A 15,977-nucleotide genomic window follows, 5' to 3' on the forward strand; every position below is an offset into this window, starting at 1 on the left:
ACCATGTTTTATAGTAGTGAGCGTGAGCTTAAAAGTAATCAAATAACAATTAATAACTTTTATAAAAACACGCTAATTAAAGCTTATTTAGATACGCCTAACGGGCAATTATTTTATGCTTATGCCATACCAGACAAAGCCAAAAATGCCATTGTAATAAGCTCTGGGCGCCTTGAAGGGTTAGATAAATATAAAGAATTGTTGTGGGAGCTTTATAACAATAATTTTGCCGTGTTCATAGTCGACCACCAAGGACAAGGCCGCTCTTATCGCCACTTAATAAATAAGCATAAAGGCCACGTTAACCAATTTAACGATTACAGTGCCGATCTAAACTTATTTAATAAACAGGTTGTGGATACTTATTGGCAGGGCAAAAAAGTGTTAGTGAGTCATTCAATGGGCGGCGCTATTGCTTTTGATTACCTTGCGCATTTTGAACACAATTTTAGTGGCGCGTTTTTATCAGCCCCTATGCTTGATATTTACACAAAAAGCACACCAAAACCTTTAGCTAAATTAATAGCCAGTACCGCTACCCTTTTGGGTCAAAAAGACAACTACGCGCTAGGGCAAACCGATTATATACCCGATGAGTTTGCTACAAATGTATTAACCAGCAGCCCAGTGCGTTACGAGCTATTTAGGCAAACATATCAAGAAGAGCCATTACTACAGCTCGGCGGTGTTACTTACGGCTGGCTAAATGCGACATTTGCATTTATAACCTCGGTGGATAATTTAAGCGTGACTATCCCACTTTATATTGCCAGTGCGCAAAACGACGAAGTAGTCGATAACAATGCCCAATATAAATTAGCAAACAGACACGCAAATACAGTACTTAAAAGCTTTGAAGGCGCTAAACACGAACTGTTTTTTGAACGTGATGAAATACGCGAGCCATTGCTTAAAAGCTTGTATCAGTTTTGTGAGTCGGTGACGGCTTAACAAGTACCGACAAAGGGTCGAGGTGGATCAGTATATCTACCTCAGACTCAAAACGTTCTTTAAGCATTGCCTCTACTTCATCAGCTACGTTATGAGCACGTATTAAACTTAAATGATCATCAAGCTCTAAGTGCATTTGGATAAACTTAACTTTTCCGCCTTGGCGAGTACGAATATCATGTACACCGTGTACATCTGCATGAGCTCTAGCTATATCAAATATGCTTTGCTTTTCATCATCTGGAAGTTCTTTATCCATTAAATGATCGGCGCTATCGCGAGCAATATCCCAGCTGTTATAAAGTAAGTAACCCGCTACACCTATCGCAAAAACCGGATCGGCATACAACACACCATAATAAGCTAACAAAATAGCTAATAGCACAGCGGCATTTAATATTAAATCACCTTTGTAATGTACTGAGTCGGCTTTTATAGCAATTGAATCGGTATACTTAACCACCTTGTTTTGTACAAATACAATCACCAGCGTACACGCAATAGCAAAAATACTTACCCATACACCTAATAAAGAATGGCTTAACTGTATAGGATTAAATAAACGCTCAATACCATGAAAAGCAAGTAGGCAACCTGAGCCTGCAATAAACGCGGCTTGTCCAAGTCCTGCAAGTGCTTCGGCTTTACCGTGTCCAAATCGGTGATCGTCATCTGCTGGGCGCAGTGCGTAACCTAAAACTAAAAAGCTCATAGCAGTGGCTGTTATATCCATTAACGAATCAGTTAACGAACCAAGCATTGAGGCCGAGCCCGAAGCAAGCCACGCCCATGTTTTTGCGCCAATCATTAAACTAACCATTACCATGGTAACAATGCTGGAAGTTTTAACCCAAAATTCGTAGCTACGGTTATGCACGTTTTAATCCGATAATTAGGAGTACTCAATAGTGTAAGTATATCATTTTTTTGAAGGGTTTCGTGTATACTGAAAATCGTTAAACTACAGATTATTTAAAAGGCTCACTATGCTGGATATTGTTTTATACCAACCTGAAATTCCACCTAATACAGGTAATATTATTCGTCTGTGCGCAAATACGGGCTATGCACTGCATTTAATTGAGCCGTTAGGTTTTGAATGGGACGACAAACGAGTAAAGCGTGCTGGCCTTGATTACCACGAATTTAGCCATGTTCAACGCCATGCTTCTTTTGAAGATTACCTTGAGAAGTGCAAGCCTAAAAAAATATATGCATGTACAACCAAAGGCAGTCAATTTCACCATGAAGCTAGTTACGAAGCTGGCGATTGCCTAGTTTTTGGGCCTGAAACTCGCGGCCTGCCGGATGATATGATCCAAGCACTGCCAAAAGAGCAGCGTGTGCGTATTCCTATGCAAGCCAATAGCCGCAGCATGAACTTGTCAAACGCAGTAGCTGTGTTTGTTTACGAGTCGTGGCGCCAGTTGGGTTTTCCTAACGCGCAGTAAATAGCTTTGAGCTAAACAACAAAAAACCGACATAACGTCGGTTTTTTAGTTTTATAAACGCTTATAAAATTATTCAGAACGTTGCTCTCGGCCTAATAGCGCCATTGCAGCTTCTTTCATATCTTTATTTTCATAAAGCACTTTATAAATTTGCTCGGTAATCGGCATTTCTACACCGCTACGTTGCGCTAATAAATACACTTCTTTGGTATTTCTAAAGCCTTCCACTACTTGGCCAATAGACTCAATAGCAGCATCGACGCTTTCGCCTTTACCCAGCGCTAAACCAAATCGACGATTACGAGATTGGTTGTCGGTACAGGTGAGTATTAAATCACCAAGACCCGCCATTCCCATAAAAGTTTCTGGTTTTGCGCCCAAAGCACAGCCTAATCGCGTTAATTCAGCAAGACCACGAGTGATCAACGCAGTACGCGCATTAGCACCAAAACCAACACCGTCCGAAATACCGGCACCAATGGCAATTACATTCTTAACCGCGCCACCAAGCTGTATACCAATAAAATCATCATTGTTATAAACACGGAATGAGCGACCACAATGAAGTAAATCAGCGAGCTGCTGAGCAAACTCTGGTGACGTAGAAGACACTGAAATAGCTGTAGGTGAACCCATTGCCATTTCTTTTGCAAATGTAGGGCCCGACAGTACGGCAAGCGGAATATCGTCACCTAACTCTTGTAAAGCCACTTCTTGTAACAAACGTCCAGTATTAGGCTCGAGCCCTTTAGTTGCCCACGCAACTTTAGCTCCGTCTTGCAATGCTGGTTTAATCTGCGCAAGTGTGTCGCCAAAAGCATGGCTTGGTACAACAACAAGTACAATAGCGCTGCTAGCAACGGCATGTTGTAAGTTAGCTTCAAGAGTAAGAGTGTCTGGGAAAGGAGCATCAGGTAAGTAACGTTGATTTTTCCGCTCAGCTGCAAGCGTGCCAACGTCGTCGCTATTTCTTCCCCAAAGTGTCACGTGGTGACCATTTCGGGCTAAACAAATAGCAAGGGCGGTGCCGTAAGACCCCGCCCCTAATACAGTAACAGCTGTAGTTGCTGTACTCATAGGTTATGCGTCTGCTGTAACTTGGTCAGCTTGCGCAGTACGTTGTTGCATGTATTGTGCAAACAGTGCGTCAAAGTTAACTGGCGCAAGGTTAAGCTGTGGAAAAGTACCACGGTTAACAAGATTTGAAACAGCTTCACGTGCATATGGGAACAACACGTTAGGACAAAATGCACCAAGCATGTGTGCTAGTTGCACTTCTTCAACTTCAGCAATAGTAAAAATGCCCGCTTGTTGAATTTCACATAAGAACGCAGTTTCTTCACCAAGAGAAGCAGTTACAGTTAGTGCTAAAACAACTTCAAATACACCTTCGTCTAGTTTGTTAGAGCGTGTATCTAAGTCTAGCTTAACTTCTGGCGTCCATTCTTTTTGAAAAATGGCCGGAGAGTTTGGCGTTTCAAACGATACATCTTTAGTGTAAATACGTTGAATAGTAAATTGTGCACCGGCTTCTGCAGCTGCTACGTTTTGATTTTCTTCGTTCATTGTTATTCCTAACTTGTTCGTTATTATAATTAAATTAAGCGTTTAACTTAGCGTCAAGTTTACCTTGCGCTTCAATAGCCATCATGTCGTCGCAGCCACCGATATGTTCATCATTAATAAATATTTGCGGTACTGTGCTTGCGCCACCAGCTTTAGTAATCATTTCAGCACGTAGCTCTGGTTGTACACCAATATCATAATTAGTGTATTCAACGCCTTTGCTATTTAAAAGCGAAAGAGCACGCTGACAAAATGGACAATACGCCTTGGTGTATAAAACAACATTACTCATAATAAATCCTCTATCGGCCTAGCTAAACTGATTAGCGACCTGTTGTAGTTGGTAAGCTGGCAGATTGCCACGCACCCATGCCACCTGCTAATAAGTAAACTCGTTCAAAACCAGCTTTACTCATAGCGGCTGCAGTACCTTGGGCAGTCATACCTGTAGTACATACAACTATAATGGGTTTAGTCTTGTACTTTTCAAGGCTTGAAAAGTCAGATTTTTTCGCATTCTCTGGGCTTAAGTGCTCAGCGCCAGAAATACGCCCTGCATTAAACTCTTTTTGCGCACGTATATCGATTACTTGGCCGTCATCACGGTTAATAAGTAACGTAAGCTGCTGAGGATTTATTTGACGAACAGCTGAAAACTTACTTTTTATCCAGCCACTAACAATAAGGAAAACAATACCAACCCAAGCAAGGCTTAAAATGGGATGATTTGTAATAAATTCAATATATTGATCCATTCTACTTCCACTATGAAATTATGTTTTAAACCTAGGGCATGTTGGCCTTTGTGGATTGAAATTTGTTCAATCTAGGGGCGATTAAATCGCGGCGCGAGATTTGTAACCTAGTGGGCTAAGTAAAAACCGAGCAAAGCTTCCGCGTCCTGCTCACGCCCCTTACCTACATCCATGTAGGCAACAAAGAGGTAATAGTCCCTAGAAAGAACCCAACGGGCAGCGTATGTTTGGTATTTATGCTACGTTATCGCCTATTTATGGGGAGTAACCACACTTCATAGGCTCTGCCTTGCCTAAAAACCAAACACACTGCTGCAAATTCAACCACCAAAGTGCAACACGCCCTAATATTTTAAGGATTTTGTACTTTAGCCACGCAAGTATACCCAAACCAACCTAAAATGCGAGTTTAGGAGCACTTAGAAACGTTTAAAAAACGATAAAGCCCCCCATATATAAAGTAAGTGAAAAAAATTAATATCTTGTTTTCAATGCTGATCCTAGCTTAAAAACACGGTATGCTAAAACTACGCTAATAAACCTTTTTAGGTGCACAGTATCCATCAACAGATACTAATTTTCAGGAGCTATTATGACAGAGCATAAAAAACCACTGGTATTAATGATTTTAGACGGTTGGGGATACCGCGAAGATACGCAGAGCAATGCTATTCTTGCAGCTAACACACCGGTATTAGACAATTTATGGGCAACACGCCCTCACACATTAATATCAGCTTCGGGTTTAGATGTGGGTCTTCCTGATGGCCAAATGGGTAACTCTGAAGTTGGCCATGTAAACTTAGGTGCTGGGCGCATCGTTTATCAAGATTTTACTCGTATCACCAAAGCAATTAACGATGGCGAATTTGATTCAACACCAGCCTTAGTTGAAAACATAGATAAAGCCGTAAAAGCAGGCAAAGCAGTTCATATTATGGGACTTTTAAGCCCAGGTGGAGTACATAGTCACGAAGATCACATTGTTGCCAGTATAAAACTGGCTGCAAAACGTGGCGCTAAAGAAGTTTACTTTCATGGCTTTTTAGATGGCCGCGACACACCTCCACGTAGCGCTAAAGCATCAATCGAACGTATTGAAGCATTGTTTAGCGAACTTAAATGCGGTCGTTTAGCGTCACTTATTGGCCGTTATTACGCAATGGACAGAGACAACCGCTGGAACCGAGTAGAAAAAGCTTACAATGTAATAGCGCTAGCCGAAGGCGACTTTAATTTTGATAACGGTGTAGAGGCACTTAATGCAGCCTACGAGCGCGACGAAAACGATGAGTTTGTCGCTGCTACAACTATTACACCAACAGGTGCAGAGCCAGCCGCAATTAACGATGGCGACACTCTAATTTTTGCCAACTTTAGAGCAGATAGAGCCCGCGAAATTACTCGCGCTTTTGTTGAGCCTGATTTTGATGGATTCACAAGAAAAAGAACACCAAAGCTTAGCGCTTTTGTAATGATGACGGAATACGCAGCTGATATAGATGCACCTATTGCCTTTGGTTCAACACCGTTAGTAAATGTACTTGGTGAGTGGTTTGAAAAAAACAACAAAACACAGCTTCGTATTTCAGAAACCGAAAAATACGCACACGTTACGTTTTTCTTTAGTGGCGGACGCGAAAGCGAATTTGAAGGCGAAACACGCGAACTAATTCCTTCGCCGCAAGTTGCAACTTACGACTTACAACCTGAAATGAACTCAGAAATGCTGACCGACAAGTTAGTAGCAGCAATTAAAAGCGGTAAATACGATGCTATTATTTGTAACTACCCTAATGGCGATATGGTAGGTCACTCTGGCGTGTTTGACGCTGCAGTTAAAGCCTGTGAAGCGGTAGATAGCTGTATTGGCCGCGTTGTTGATGCACTTGAAGAGTTTGGTGGTGAAGCACTAATAACAGCTGATCATGGTAATGCAGAGCAAATGGCAGACCTTAAAACAGGCCAAGCCCATACAGCTCACACTAGCGAACCGGTACATTTTATTTATGTGGGTCGCGATGCAGAGCCAATGCAAGGTAAAGCATTAAGCGATGTAGCCCCTACCATGCTTCACTTAATGGGCATGGAGCAGCCAAACGAAATGACTGGTACGCCTATCATGATGTTGAAATAACGCATGAATAGACGTATTAACCGGTTAATTAAGTGCGGTTTAATACTCACTTCATTAGTGACTGCATCTGCAGTTGCTAATGAAGATCGTACTAAAAAAGACTTATCAGAAGTTCAAAATGCACTTGAGCAAAGCCAAGCTGAGTATAACGCCCAAAGAAAAAAAATAGCGTCACTACAAAAAAACCTCAAAAGCCATGAACTCGATATAGCTAAAAATGCTAAAGCACTTAACATGGCAGAACAATCAGTAAAAGAAACAAAAACACAGCAAAAGCAGCTACAAAATAAAGCCGACGAGCTCGATAAAAAGCATACTCAGTTTCAAAAAGTCTTAGCCGCGCAACTTAAAAGCGCCTATATGGCCGGTGGCGACGACTACTCTAAAATGCTGTTAAATCAAGAAGACACCGCAAAATTTGAGCGCACACTGAGTTATTACAACTACTTAAATAAAGCCCGTATTGAACAAATTGAAGATCTAAAAAACCTTCAACAACAAATAGCACAAAACCAAGAAGAACTTGTTAAAACTCAAGAAAAGCTAGCGCTTTTGTATAATGAGCAAAAAAGGCGCCAAACTGCATTGCTTAATGCACAAAGTGAACGTCAGACTAATCTTAAAAACTTACAAGCTCAGCTCAACAGCACTAAAAGCTCAATAAACTATTTAAAAGAAAACCAACAAACGTTAGTAACAACGATTGAAGAACTCGAAAAAGAAAAAACACAAAAAATTGAATTGCTCGGCCTAAATAAAAGCAAGGGCAAATTAGACTGGCCGAGCAAAGGCAAGTTAGAGCACACATTCGGCCAACGTAAACATGGTGGTATTGATTGGAAAGGCGTATTAATTGGTGCAAAAGAAGGCACTAATATTAATAGCGTCCATAACGGTCAAGTTGTATTCGCCGATTGGCTAAAGGGCTATGGTTGGGTAATTGTTGTAGATCATGGTGAAGGTTTTATGAGCCTATATGGCCATGCTCAAACACTATTAAGAGATGTAGGCGATATGGTACGTGAAGGTGAAACATTAGCCCTAGTTGGCCAAAGCGGCGGACAAGCTACTTCTGGTCTATACTTTGAAATACGCCACAAAGGACGCGCAGTAAATCCTGTAAAATGGTGCAGACGCATTTAATTGAATAAACCGCTGCACCGCATTAGGAGCAGCTGATGACAACTAAAAAAAACGTAATAAATACCATCAATCAAAAAAATACAGGCTTATATATAAGCCTGTATTTACTTGTATTACTAATCTTAATCACCTTTACTAGCAGTGTATTAGCAAGCTCGATTAAAGATCTTAAAAGACAGCAAATCGACGAAATACTTTTTAATATTCACGCCTACTACGTTGAAGATCTCACCTTACAAAATAGCCACCACATTAAATATAATAACCAACAGTTTGAGCGCTTATATTCAAAGCTCGATTCTTACTCTAAATACTTAAATGAACACGAATTAACCTCATTATTTGATAACACAAACGGGCGCTATACAGGCATTGGTATTGAAGTTAAAAATATCGACGAGAATATGACTATTGTTAATGTGGTTGATAATTCCCCCGCAAAAGCAGCAGGTATTCTGCCTGGCGATATTATTGTAAGTGTAAACAACCACACAGCTCAAAACCGTACAATCGATGAAGTAGCAACATTAATACGAGAAAGTAAATTTGCAAATATAGATCTAATTATAAATCGCGGTAACAATAAAAATGCAATTACGTTTCATGTTGCACGCCGCCAAATAAACCTCGAAAGCGTAACAAGCGAACTGTTAGATTTTGGTACGGGTTATATAGCTATTAATAGTTTTTCTAACCACACCTTACATGAGGTTGCTCTGCAAGTGGCCGCCCTACAAAGTCATTTTGGTTACCCACTTAAAGGCTTAGTCATTGATTTACGCGACAACCCTGGCGGTACATTACAAAGTGCAGTGGCAGTATCAGATCTATTTTTACAAAGCGGTACTATTGTAACCACCAAAGGACGCTTTTACGATGCAAACCAAGCTTTTTACGCTAAACGTGGCGACATTCTAAAAAATGCCCCCATTGTTGTACTTATAAATGAAAACTCTGCCTCAGCAGCAGAAATACTAGCCGCAGCCCTTAAAGATAATAAACGAGCAACCGTTGTTGGCAGCCAATCTTTTGGGAAAGGATCGGTGCAATCGCTAATCCCACTCGGTGATGGCAATACTGCATTAAAGCTCACTACTGCTAAATATTTTACGCCGCTAGGAAAGTCGATTGATGGGATAGGAGTAACCCCAGATGTGGCTGTTAATCAAACAACCCTTTCACAAAGTAATAAAGCCGTTATAATAAAAAGTGAGCAAATTAACAGTAACGCGCAATTACTCACGAGTAACTTAGCCGATTTACAGTTAGTTAAAGCAAAACAATTACTCAGCATGCAATAGCTTGTATAAGCTGTATAAATAAAGCTAAAAAGATAATAAAAACTATAAACGTGAAAATAATAAAATGGCTAATATTAGCTATTTGTTTTAGCTCAGCAACAATTAGCGCTAAGCAAATAGCAATAGTGATAGACGACATAGGCTATCATCAACGGGACTTAGAGTTCCTTTCCTTACCAGGGCAATTGTCGTATTCAATTTTGCCCCATACCCCTTATTCGCAAATTTTTGCAACGCTTGCCAGTCAATCAAATAAAGAACTATTACTCCATGTACCTATGCAGGCACTTAACGGTAAAGAACTAGGACCAGGCGCGCTCACTTTAAATATGAATAAAGAGCAGCTTCAGCAAACTTTAGGAACAGCTCTCGCCAGTTTGCCGCAAGTTAAAGGCGTTAATAACCACATGGGCTCAGCACTTACGCAGCAAAGCCAAGCTATGAAGTGGACAATGGAAGTGCTTAAAAAGCGCCATTTATATTTTTTAGATAGCCGCACAACCGATTTAAGCCAAGCACAAAATGCTGCTAACTTTTTAGGTGTTGCCAATATTAGTCGCCAAGTGTTTTTAGATAATATAACTACACCAGAACAACTGCAGCTAAGGCTTGAAGAATTAAAACAACTAGCCACCATCCATAATTCTGCTATTGCAATTGCTCACCCCTACCCAGAAACAATCGAATTTTTACGTCATGCCTTACCCGAGCTAACTAAGCAAGGTTTTGAGCTCGTGCCGGTTTCGCAGCTGGTTGAGCGTAAATACATTCAGTTAGCGCAGGCTGAGGGTAAAGGGATTAGTGCTCGATGAGATGATGAGTGTCCAGACTTAGTCGTGAGGTATTTAAGTTAATATAATTTAAACTATTAAATGATATAATTATTCATAATAAAAACACTAGCTGCACCTCAGCTATTAAAGCTTGTAACCTCAAACCATAATTTAGGGATATCAATTGTTAAAAACAATTATTGCTGAAGCAAGGAATCAACCTATTTCATTTGTGGGCTCAATTGCGAGTATCATAGCAATAATAAATACCTTCTATGCAGTTCCTACTATTATTTTTGGATATAACTTAATACCCATTAGAATTAGTGTCGACTTGGTATTTGTTGCTTGTTTATTCTTCTTACTTGAAGGTTCACTTGCATCAGTATTTGGACGCATTTATATATACTTTTGTAGGAAAGGATCAGGCTACCCTCTTATGCTAATGTGCGTTAACGCCATTACTTCTGCAAGTGTTACTGGCTTTAATTGTATATGGATGTTTGTAAATACTGTTGAAAGCAATAACAAATATTCTGCATTTAGCTTTACAATGTTTATTGGTTACTTAATTTCTCTTTATTTCCTTCATTCTCACTGCCAAGCAGGGAAAACTAAAGATAACCTTCAGATAGACTGTGATAAGGATGAAATAGAAGAAAAATACACAAAGTGGTATTGGGTCTCATTTTTCCTCAATACATGTGCTTTCATATTTATCTTTATCTATTTAATTGATGGTATTTAAGGTTAATCTTCCCTTATTTTTTAGTTATTTGGTCTTCATAAAACAAAAAAGCCCCGCATTTTAATGCAGGGCTTTTAAGTTTTGCTGCTTGAGCAGTATTAGCTCATAGCGCTTTGTAACTTTTTCATCGCTGTTTTTTCAAGCTGGCGAACACGTTCAGCAGATACACTGTACTTTTGTGCAAGCTCTTGAAGAGTAGCCTTATCATCCGACAACCAACGTGCGCTAACAATATCTTGTGAACGTTCGTCTAGTGTTTTAAGTGCGCTAAATAAACGAGTATGCGCTTGCTCTTTCCACTGCTCTTGTTCAACGTCGTCAGCTAAATCAGCTGCGCCATCTGTTAAGTACTGTACTGGAGAGTACGTGCTTGTTGGTGCGTCGTCGTTATCGTCGCCCGTTAGGTCAAAGCCCATGTCTTGGCCGCTCATGCGCGATTCCATTTCACGAACTTCTTTCTCACTCACACCTAGCTCACTAGCAACAGTGCTAACCTCTGCTTGATTAAACCAACCTAAACGCTTTTTGTTTTTACGAAGGTTAAAAAACAATTTACGTTGCGCTTTAGTGGTTGCAACTTTAACTATGCGCCAGTTTTTAAGCACAAACTCGTGAATTTCGGCTTTAATCCAATGCACTGCAAACGATACCAAGCGTACACCCACTGAAGGGTCAAAACGTTTAACCGCTTTCATCAGGCCTATATTACCTTCTTGAATAAGGTCAGCTTGTGGCAAGCCGTATCCCGAGTAGCCTTTAGCAATATGTGCTACAAAGCGTAAATGCGACATAATGAGTTGCTTGGCAGCACTAAGATCGCCTTCTTCCTGAAGCTTTTTAGCAAGTTCTTGCTCTTGTTCAACTTTAAGCATAGGAATAGTGCTTACCGCTTGAAGGTAACCGTCCATGCTTGCGCTTTGTTGTCCGACTGTAAGTGCCATTGCGTATAAATCTTTACTCATTTTTCACCTCGGTGATAAACATTTGAAACTATCTTAGCACTCTTTCTTTAAGAGTGCTAACCCCAATTTAAAACTTTTTTAAAGTATAAATCAAGTAGTTTTTTGGTATGTATTTAGTCTACTACAAGCGACTGAATAAGTGATGAATTAAGGGGTTGCAGCAGGTTAACCTCATAGCATCACCTTATTTACAACTCATTACTTCATTGGAGGATAGTACACAAATATGACAGTTTTAATAACAGGAGGTACAACCCAGATTGATATATTACGCATATCAAGCTGGGTTGGTTCACTTATACTTTATCGGGTTCTATTTCTTTAATATAACGATTTACAGAAAGATAAGAACCTACAAAACCTAAGCTTGTTGCAAGTAAAACTAAAAAGCCGAATTCTTTCAATGTTAAGCCAATTAAAGAAAAGCTTGCTTGGTAAACCCCTGCCACACTGCTAACCGCAGAAGATAACCACCACATCATTAAAGCAACAGATATAAAAGCAAATAGCCCGCCTATTACACCATACCAAATACCGGTCCACAAAAATGGGGCATGTATAAAGGTGTTAGTAGCTCCTACAAGTTTCATTACTTGTATTTCTTCTTTTTTATCCATGATCGACAAACGAATGGTGTTACCAATAATAAGCGTCACTGAGGTAAGCAGTAATAATGCGATGGTTATTACACTTTCTTTGAGTAAATCTAGCAAAGCATTTAAACGCTCTAACCACGCTATATCAAGCTTACCAAAATCAACTTCACGTTCACTCTCAAGTTTAGTTAGAAGCGCCTTAGCGGCGTTTGGCTGCCTATTACGCTTTGTTGGCGTAACAAGTACTACATCAGGTAATGGATTTTTATCCAAATACTCTAAAGCCTGCCCAAAACCAGAAACATCTTTAAACTCGGTGAGTGCTTTTTGTTTTGAAATAAACTCAACACTCTCCACTTCTGGGTAAAGTGCTAAACGCTTTACTAAAGTTTGCGTTTCTTGCTCGTTCATACTTTCTTTTACGAATAACGATATTTCACTCGCTTCTTCAAAACCGCTGCTTACCTGCTGTACGTTTTTAACAACTAAATAAAGTGTTGCAGGAAGCGTTAAGCTCAAGCCAAGTACTGCAATAGTCATTAATGAGGCCAGCGGGGTACGCCACATTTCACCTAAACTATGCACACCTTGGCGAAATATATTAATAATAAAAAAATAACCGCCAGCTAACACTGATTTTTTTTGCTTGTCGTTACTATTTTGACGACCCTTAAAAAGTAAACTCATAGTGCGCCCTCAGCAAGCGGATCTTGAAGCATTCTGCCATCTTTTAAAGTTAAGCTGCGATACTTCATACGTGCTACCAAACCAAGATCGTGCGTTGCTATCAATACAGTTGTACCGTGTTTATTAAAGTCTTCAAACAGTTTTAGTATTTCCATTGAAAGCTCAGGATCGAGGTTACCTGTAGGTTCATCTGCTAATAAAATTGGCGGGGAGTTCACTATTGCTCTGGCAATACCAACACGTTGCTGTTCACCACCTGAGAGCATAGACGGATGACATTTTATTTTATCTATCAGGCCTACTTTATCGAGCGCACCATGAACCCGTTTAGCAATATGCTTATGGTGAGTACCTTCGATAATTAGTGGCAAAGCCACATTATCAAAAATAGTATAACGCTCTAATAAACGGTGATTTTGAAAAATAATACCAATATCACGACGAGCATAAGGAATTTGACGCGAGTTAACTTTGTTTAAATCAACTCCATTGATAGACACACTACCCGCCGATGGACGTTCCATTAAGCTAATTAGCTTGAGCAGTGTACTTTTACCGGCGCCACTATGGCCCGTTAAAAAAGCGAGTTCACCAGGCTTAATATGAAAATTCACTTTTTCGAGGGCACGGTGCCCACCTGGGTAGGTTTTACTTACTTGCTGAAAATTTATCATCTTTTTATTATGCCAACGCCATTAGTTTATTAGTAACGCTGGTAATCCTCGCAATTAAAAAGGGAGCAAGCTCCCTATTTTGGTAAATTAAACGTCGTCCTCATCTTGGCTAAATAACGCATCAATAAAGTCATCGCTTTTAAAAGCGCGTAAATCATCAATACCTTCACCAACACCAATGTAACGAATTGGAATATTAAACTTATCTGCGACCGCAAAAATAACACCACCTTTTGCAGTTCCATCAAGTTTTGAAAGCGTAATACCCGTTAAACCAACACACTGATTAAACAAGTTTACTTGGCTAATTGCATTTTGACCTGTACCAGCATCGATGGTTAACATCACCTCATGCGGCGCATCAGGGTCGATCTTTTTCATTACGCGAGCAATCTTTTCAAGCTCTTGCATTAAATTATCTTTATTTTGCAAGCGTCCAGCTGTATCAGCAATTAACACATCTACATTACGTGCTTTTGCAGCTTGAAATGCATCAAAGACAACCGATGCACTATCTGCACCTGTATGCTGGGCAATAACAGGGATGCTGTTACGCTCTCCCCAAACCTGTAATTGCTCTACAGCTGCGGCTCTAAATGTATCACCAGCAGCAAGCATTACCGACTTACCTTCATTTTGAAATTGCTTTGCCATTTTGCCAATAGTCGTTGTTTTACCAACACCGTTAACGCCAACCATTAAAATAACAAACGGCTTTTTATCTTCGCTTATAACTAAAGGCTGTTCAGCCGTTTTTAGCATAGCCGCCATTTCTTGCTTCATCAGTTCATAAAGCGCATCGCCATCTTTTAGCTGTTTACGGTTTGCAGCATCAGTTAGGCTATCAATCAACTTCATGGTGGTATCAACGCCTAAATCGGCGGTAAGAAGTTGTGTTTCAAGATCTTCAAATAATTCGTCATCTATTTTTTTACCACTAAAAATAGATGAAAAACCCGAGCCTATATTTACACGAGTTTTTAACAAGCCCTTTTTAAGACGAGAGAAAAACCCTTCTTTTTTCGGCTTTTCTGCTTTTTTAGCTTCATCTTTTGCAAGCTCAGCAGTAAGTCGCTCTTGCTCTAAGCGCTCGTTTTCTGCTTGTTCCGCTGCGATGCGTTCTTGTTCTAAACGCTCATTCTCTGCTTTTTCAGCAGCAAGGCGTTCTTGCTCTAAACGTTCATTTTCTACTTGTTCCGCTGCAATGCGTTCTTGCTCTAAGCGCTCGTTTTCTGCTTTTTCAGCCGCAATACGTTCTTGCTCTAAACGTTCATTCTCTGCTTTTTCAGCTAAAATACGTTCTTGCTCTAAACGCTCGCTCTGTGCTTTTTCAGCAGCAATACGCTCTTGCTCTAGGCGCTCGTTTTCTGCTTGTTCCGTTGCAATGCGCTCTTGCTCTAGGCGTTCTTGCTCTAGGCGTTCGTTCTCTGCTTTTTCAGCTGCAATACGCTCTTGCTCTAAACGTTCATTTTCTGCTTTTTCAGCAGCAATGCGTTCTTGCTCTAAACGCTCGCTCTGTGCTTTTTCAGCAGCAATACGTTCTTGCTCTAGGCGTTCGTTCTGTGCTTTTTCAGCAGCAATGCGCTCTTGCTCTAAACGCATTTGCGCTTCTTGTTCTGCTAAACGTTTTACTTGCTCTTGTCTTTGAGCTTCAGCGTCCGCTTGTTCTTTTACTAACAACTCAGCATTCGCTTGCTCTATTGCAAGCTTTTCAGCCTTTATTGCCTCATTCTTTTCTTCAAGGCGAATTCGCTCTAGTCGTTCAGCTTCTACTTTTTCTGCAGCCAATCGCTCTTGCTCTAAGAGCATCTGTGATTCTTGTTCAGCTAAACGTTGTGCATGTTCTTGTCTTTGTGCTTCTGCATCCGTTTGTTGTTTTGCAAGTGATTCAGCATTGGCCTGCTCAATAGCAATCTTTTCTGCGTTTTCAGCACGCTCTTGCTCTAAACGTTTTGCTTCAATTAGTTCAGCAGCAATACGCTCTTGTTCTAAACGCTCTGTTTCAGCCTCAGCGTGTAAACGTTCGGCCTCTGCTTGCTCTGCTGCAATACGCTCTTGTTCTAAACGCTTTGTTTCAGCCTCAGCGTGTAAACGTTCGGCCTCGGCTTGCTGCGCAAGCTTTTCTTGCTCTAGCTTCTGCGCCTCTTCTTGCGCTAATGCTTGTTGTTTATCAGCTGCTGCTTTTTGCTCTGCTTCTTTTTTATCTGACTTGCCAAAACCGAGCCACGACATG

General features: G+C 40.4%; 16 protein-coding genes. 7 read left to right on the top strand and 9 right to left on the bottom strand.

Features of this window, described 5'->3' with window-relative positions; all coding sequences use genetic code 11:
- Positions 1 to 3 precede the first annotated feature (3 nt).
- Complete coding sequence (locus I6F49_RS00820; RefSeq protein ID WP_197178019.1) at positions 4 to 951, top strand: alpha/beta fold hydrolase; 948 nt, start codon at positions 4 to 6, stop codon at positions 949 to 951.
- Here I6F49_RS00820 and I6F49_RS00825 read toward each other — a convergent pair.
- Positions 911 to 1,777 (bottom strand): cation diffusion facilitator family transporter, encoded by an 867-nt coding sequence (locus I6F49_RS00825; RefSeq protein WP_165722175.1) that lies wholly within the window; start codon positions 1,775 to 1,777, stop codon positions 911 to 913. The two genes, I6F49_RS00820 and I6F49_RS00825, sit on opposite strands and share 41 nt — an antisense overlap.
- Positions 1,778 to 1,937: 160 nt before the next feature.
- On the opposite strand from I6F49_RS00825, the gene trmL reads away from it, so the two are divergent.
- The gene (trmL, locus tag I6F49_RS00830) at positions 1,938 to 2,402 is read left to right on the top strand and encodes a tRNA (uridine(34)/cytosine(34)/5-carboxymethylaminomethyluridine(34)-2'-O)-methyltransferase TrmL (RefSeq protein WP_007582820.1); all 465 of its coding nucleotides are present in this window, start codon (positions 1,938 to 1,940) and stop codon (positions 2,400 to 2,402) included.
- 69 nt (positions 2,403 to 2,471) lie between these two features.
- On the opposite strand, the gene gpsA is transcribed toward trmL, so the two are convergent.
- The 4 genes from gpsA to I6F49_RS00850 are packed head-to-tail and all read right to left on the bottom strand — an operon-like array spanning position 2,472 to position 4,723.
- Positions 2,472 to 3,479: an NAD(P)H-dependent glycerol-3-phosphate dehydrogenase gene (gene gpsA, locus I6F49_RS00835; RefSeq protein ID WP_197178020.1), complete on the bottom strand. Its 1,008-nt coding sequence runs from the start codon at positions 3,477 to 3,479 to the stop codon at positions 2,472 to 2,474.
- Positions 3,480 to 3,482: 3 nt separating this feature from the next.
- A complete protein-coding gene (secB, locus tag I6F49_RS00840) occupies positions 3,483 to 3,968 on the bottom strand; it encodes a protein-export chaperone SecB (protein WP_166420933.1) in 486 nt (161 codons plus the stop codon).
- A 34-nt stretch (positions 3,969 to 4,002) separates the two neighbouring features.
- Positions 4,003 to 4,260, bottom strand: a complete 258-nt coding sequence (gene grxC, locus I6F49_RS00845; protein WP_165740928.1) for a glutaredoxin 3 — start codon at positions 4,258 to 4,260, stop codon at positions 4,003 to 4,005.
- Positions 4,261 to 4,291: 31 nt separating this feature from the next.
- Positions 4,292 to 4,723, bottom strand: a complete 432-nt coding sequence (locus I6F49_RS00850) for a rhodanese-like domain-containing protein (protein WP_007376037.1) — start codon at positions 4,721 to 4,723, stop codon at positions 4,292 to 4,294.
- Positions 4,724 to 5,315: 592 nt separating this feature from the next.
- Here I6F49_RS00850 and gpmM point away from each other — a divergent pair.
- From gpmM to I6F49_RS00875, 5 genes are all read left to right on the top strand, one after another.
- Complete coding sequence (gpmM, locus tag I6F49_RS00855; protein WP_197178021.1) at positions 5,316 to 6,860, top strand: 2,3-bisphosphoglycerate-independent phosphoglycerate mutase; 1,545 nt, start codon at positions 5,316 to 5,318, stop codon at positions 6,858 to 6,860.
- A gap of 3 nt (positions 6,861 to 6,863) precedes the next feature.
- The gene (locus I6F49_RS00860; RefSeq protein WP_197178022.1) at positions 6,864 to 8,003 is read left to right on the top strand and encodes a murein hydrolase activator EnvC family protein; all 1,140 of its coding nucleotides are present in this window, start codon (positions 6,864 to 6,866) and stop codon (positions 8,001 to 8,003) included.
- A 35-nt stretch (positions 8,004 to 8,038) separates the two neighbouring features.
- The gene (locus tag I6F49_RS00865; protein ID WP_197178023.1) at positions 8,039 to 9,304 is read left to right on the top strand and encodes a S41 family peptidase; all 1,266 of its coding nucleotides are present in this window, start codon (positions 8,039 to 8,041) and stop codon (positions 9,302 to 9,304) included.
- Positions 9,305 to 9,354: 50 nt separating this feature from the next.
- Positions 9,355 to 10,116 (top strand): divergent polysaccharide deacetylase family protein, encoded by a 762-nt coding sequence (locus tag I6F49_RS00870; protein ID WP_197178024.1) that lies wholly within the window; start codon positions 9,355 to 9,357, stop codon positions 10,114 to 10,116.
- Positions 10,117 to 10,261: 145 nt separating this feature from the next.
- Positions 10,262 to 10,825: a hypothetical protein gene (locus I6F49_RS00875; RefSeq protein WP_197178025.1), complete on the top strand. Its 564-nt coding sequence runs from the start codon at positions 10,262 to 10,264 to the stop codon at positions 10,823 to 10,825.
- Between the two features lie 98 nt (positions 10,826 to 10,923).
- On the opposite strand, the gene rpoH is transcribed toward I6F49_RS00875, so the two are convergent.
- The 4 genes from rpoH to ftsY all read right to left on the bottom strand — a co-directional run bounded on the left by rpoH (position 10,924) and on the right by ftsY (position 15,976).
- Positions 10,924 to 11,787 carry an RNA polymerase sigma factor RpoH gene (rpoH, locus tag I6F49_RS00880; protein WP_149593817.1) on the bottom strand — a complete coding sequence of 288 codons (864 nt, stop codon included), beginning with the start codon at positions 11,785 to 11,787 and terminating at the stop codon, positions 10,924 to 10,926.
- A 296-nt stretch (positions 11,788 to 12,083) separates the two neighbouring features.
- The gene (ftsX, locus tag I6F49_RS00885) at positions 12,084 to 13,070 is read right to left on the bottom strand and encodes a permease-like cell division protein FtsX (RefSeq protein WP_197178026.1); all 987 of its coding nucleotides are present in this window, start codon (positions 13,068 to 13,070) and stop codon (positions 12,084 to 12,086) included.
- Entirely contained in the window at positions 13,067 to 13,744 is a 678-nt protein-coding gene (gene ftsE, locus I6F49_RS00890; RefSeq protein ID WP_166420927.1) for a cell division ATP-binding protein FtsE, read from the bottom strand. Before ftsE ends, ftsX begins: the two co-directional genes overlap by 4 nt.
- 87 nt (positions 13,745 to 13,831) lie before the next feature.
- Entirely contained in the window at positions 13,832 to 15,976 is a 2,145-nt protein-coding gene (ftsY, locus tag I6F49_RS00895; RefSeq protein ID WP_442961237.1) for a signal recognition particle-docking protein FtsY, read from the bottom strand.
- Position 15,977 lies beyond the last annotated feature (1 nt).

The sequence above is a fragment of the Pseudoalteromonas sp. SWN166 genome, assembly GCF_015864485.1.
Taxonomy (GTDB): domain Bacteria; phylum Pseudomonadota; class Gammaproteobacteria; order Enterobacterales; family Alteromonadaceae; genus Pseudoalteromonas.

Excerpts from the sequence above, each read along its gene's own strand:
- I6F49_RS00820 (WP_197178019.1), top strand. The coding sequence starts at position 4 with ATGTTTTATAGTAGTGAGCGTGAGCTTAAAAGTAATCAAATAACAATT.
- I6F49_RS00825 (WP_165722175.1), bottom strand. The coding sequence starts at position 1,777 with ATGGTAATGGTTAGTTTAATGATTGGCGCAAAAACATGGGCGTGGCTT.
- trmL (WP_007582820.1), top strand. The coding sequence starts at position 1,938 with ATGCTGGATATTGTTTTATACCAACCTGAAATTCCACCTAATACAGGT.
- gpsA (WP_197178020.1), bottom strand. The coding sequence starts at position 3,479 with ATGAGTACAGCAACTACAGCTGTTACTGTATTAGGGGCGGGGTCTTAC.
- secB (WP_166420933.1), bottom strand. The coding sequence starts at position 3,968 with ATGAACGAAGAAAATCAAAACGTAGCAGCTGCAGAAGCCGGTGCACAA.
- grxC (WP_165740928.1), bottom strand. The coding sequence starts at position 4,260 with ATGAGTAATGTTGTTTTATACACCAAGGCGTATTGTCCATTTTGTCAG.
- I6F49_RS00850 (WP_007376037.1), bottom strand. The coding sequence starts at position 4,723 with ATGGATCAATATATTGAATTTATTACAAATCATCCCATTTTAAGCCTT.
- gpmM (WP_197178021.1), top strand. The coding sequence starts at position 5,316 with ATGACAGAGCATAAAAAACCACTGGTATTAATGATTTTAGACGGTTGG.
- I6F49_RS00860 (WP_197178022.1), top strand. The coding sequence starts at position 6,864 with ATGAATAGACGTATTAACCGGTTAATTAAGTGCGGTTTAATACTCACT.
- I6F49_RS00865 (WP_197178023.1), top strand. The coding sequence starts at position 8,039 with ATGACAACTAAAAAAAACGTAATAAATACCATCAATCAAAAAAATACA.
- rpoH (WP_149593817.1), bottom strand. The coding sequence starts at position 11,787 with ATGAGTAAAGATTTATACGCAATGGCACTTACAGTCGGACAACAAAGC.
- ftsX (WP_197178026.1), bottom strand. The coding sequence starts at position 13,070 with ATGAGTTTACTTTTTAAGGGTCGTCAAAATAGTAACGACAAGCAAAAA.
- ftsE (WP_166420927.1), bottom strand. The coding sequence starts at position 13,744 with ATGATAAATTTTCAGCAAGTAAGTAAAACCTACCCAGGTGGGCACCGT.
- ftsY (WP_442961237.1), bottom strand. The coding sequence starts at position 15,976 with ATGTCGTGGCTCGGTTTTGGCAAGTCAGATAAAAAAGAAGCAGAGCAA.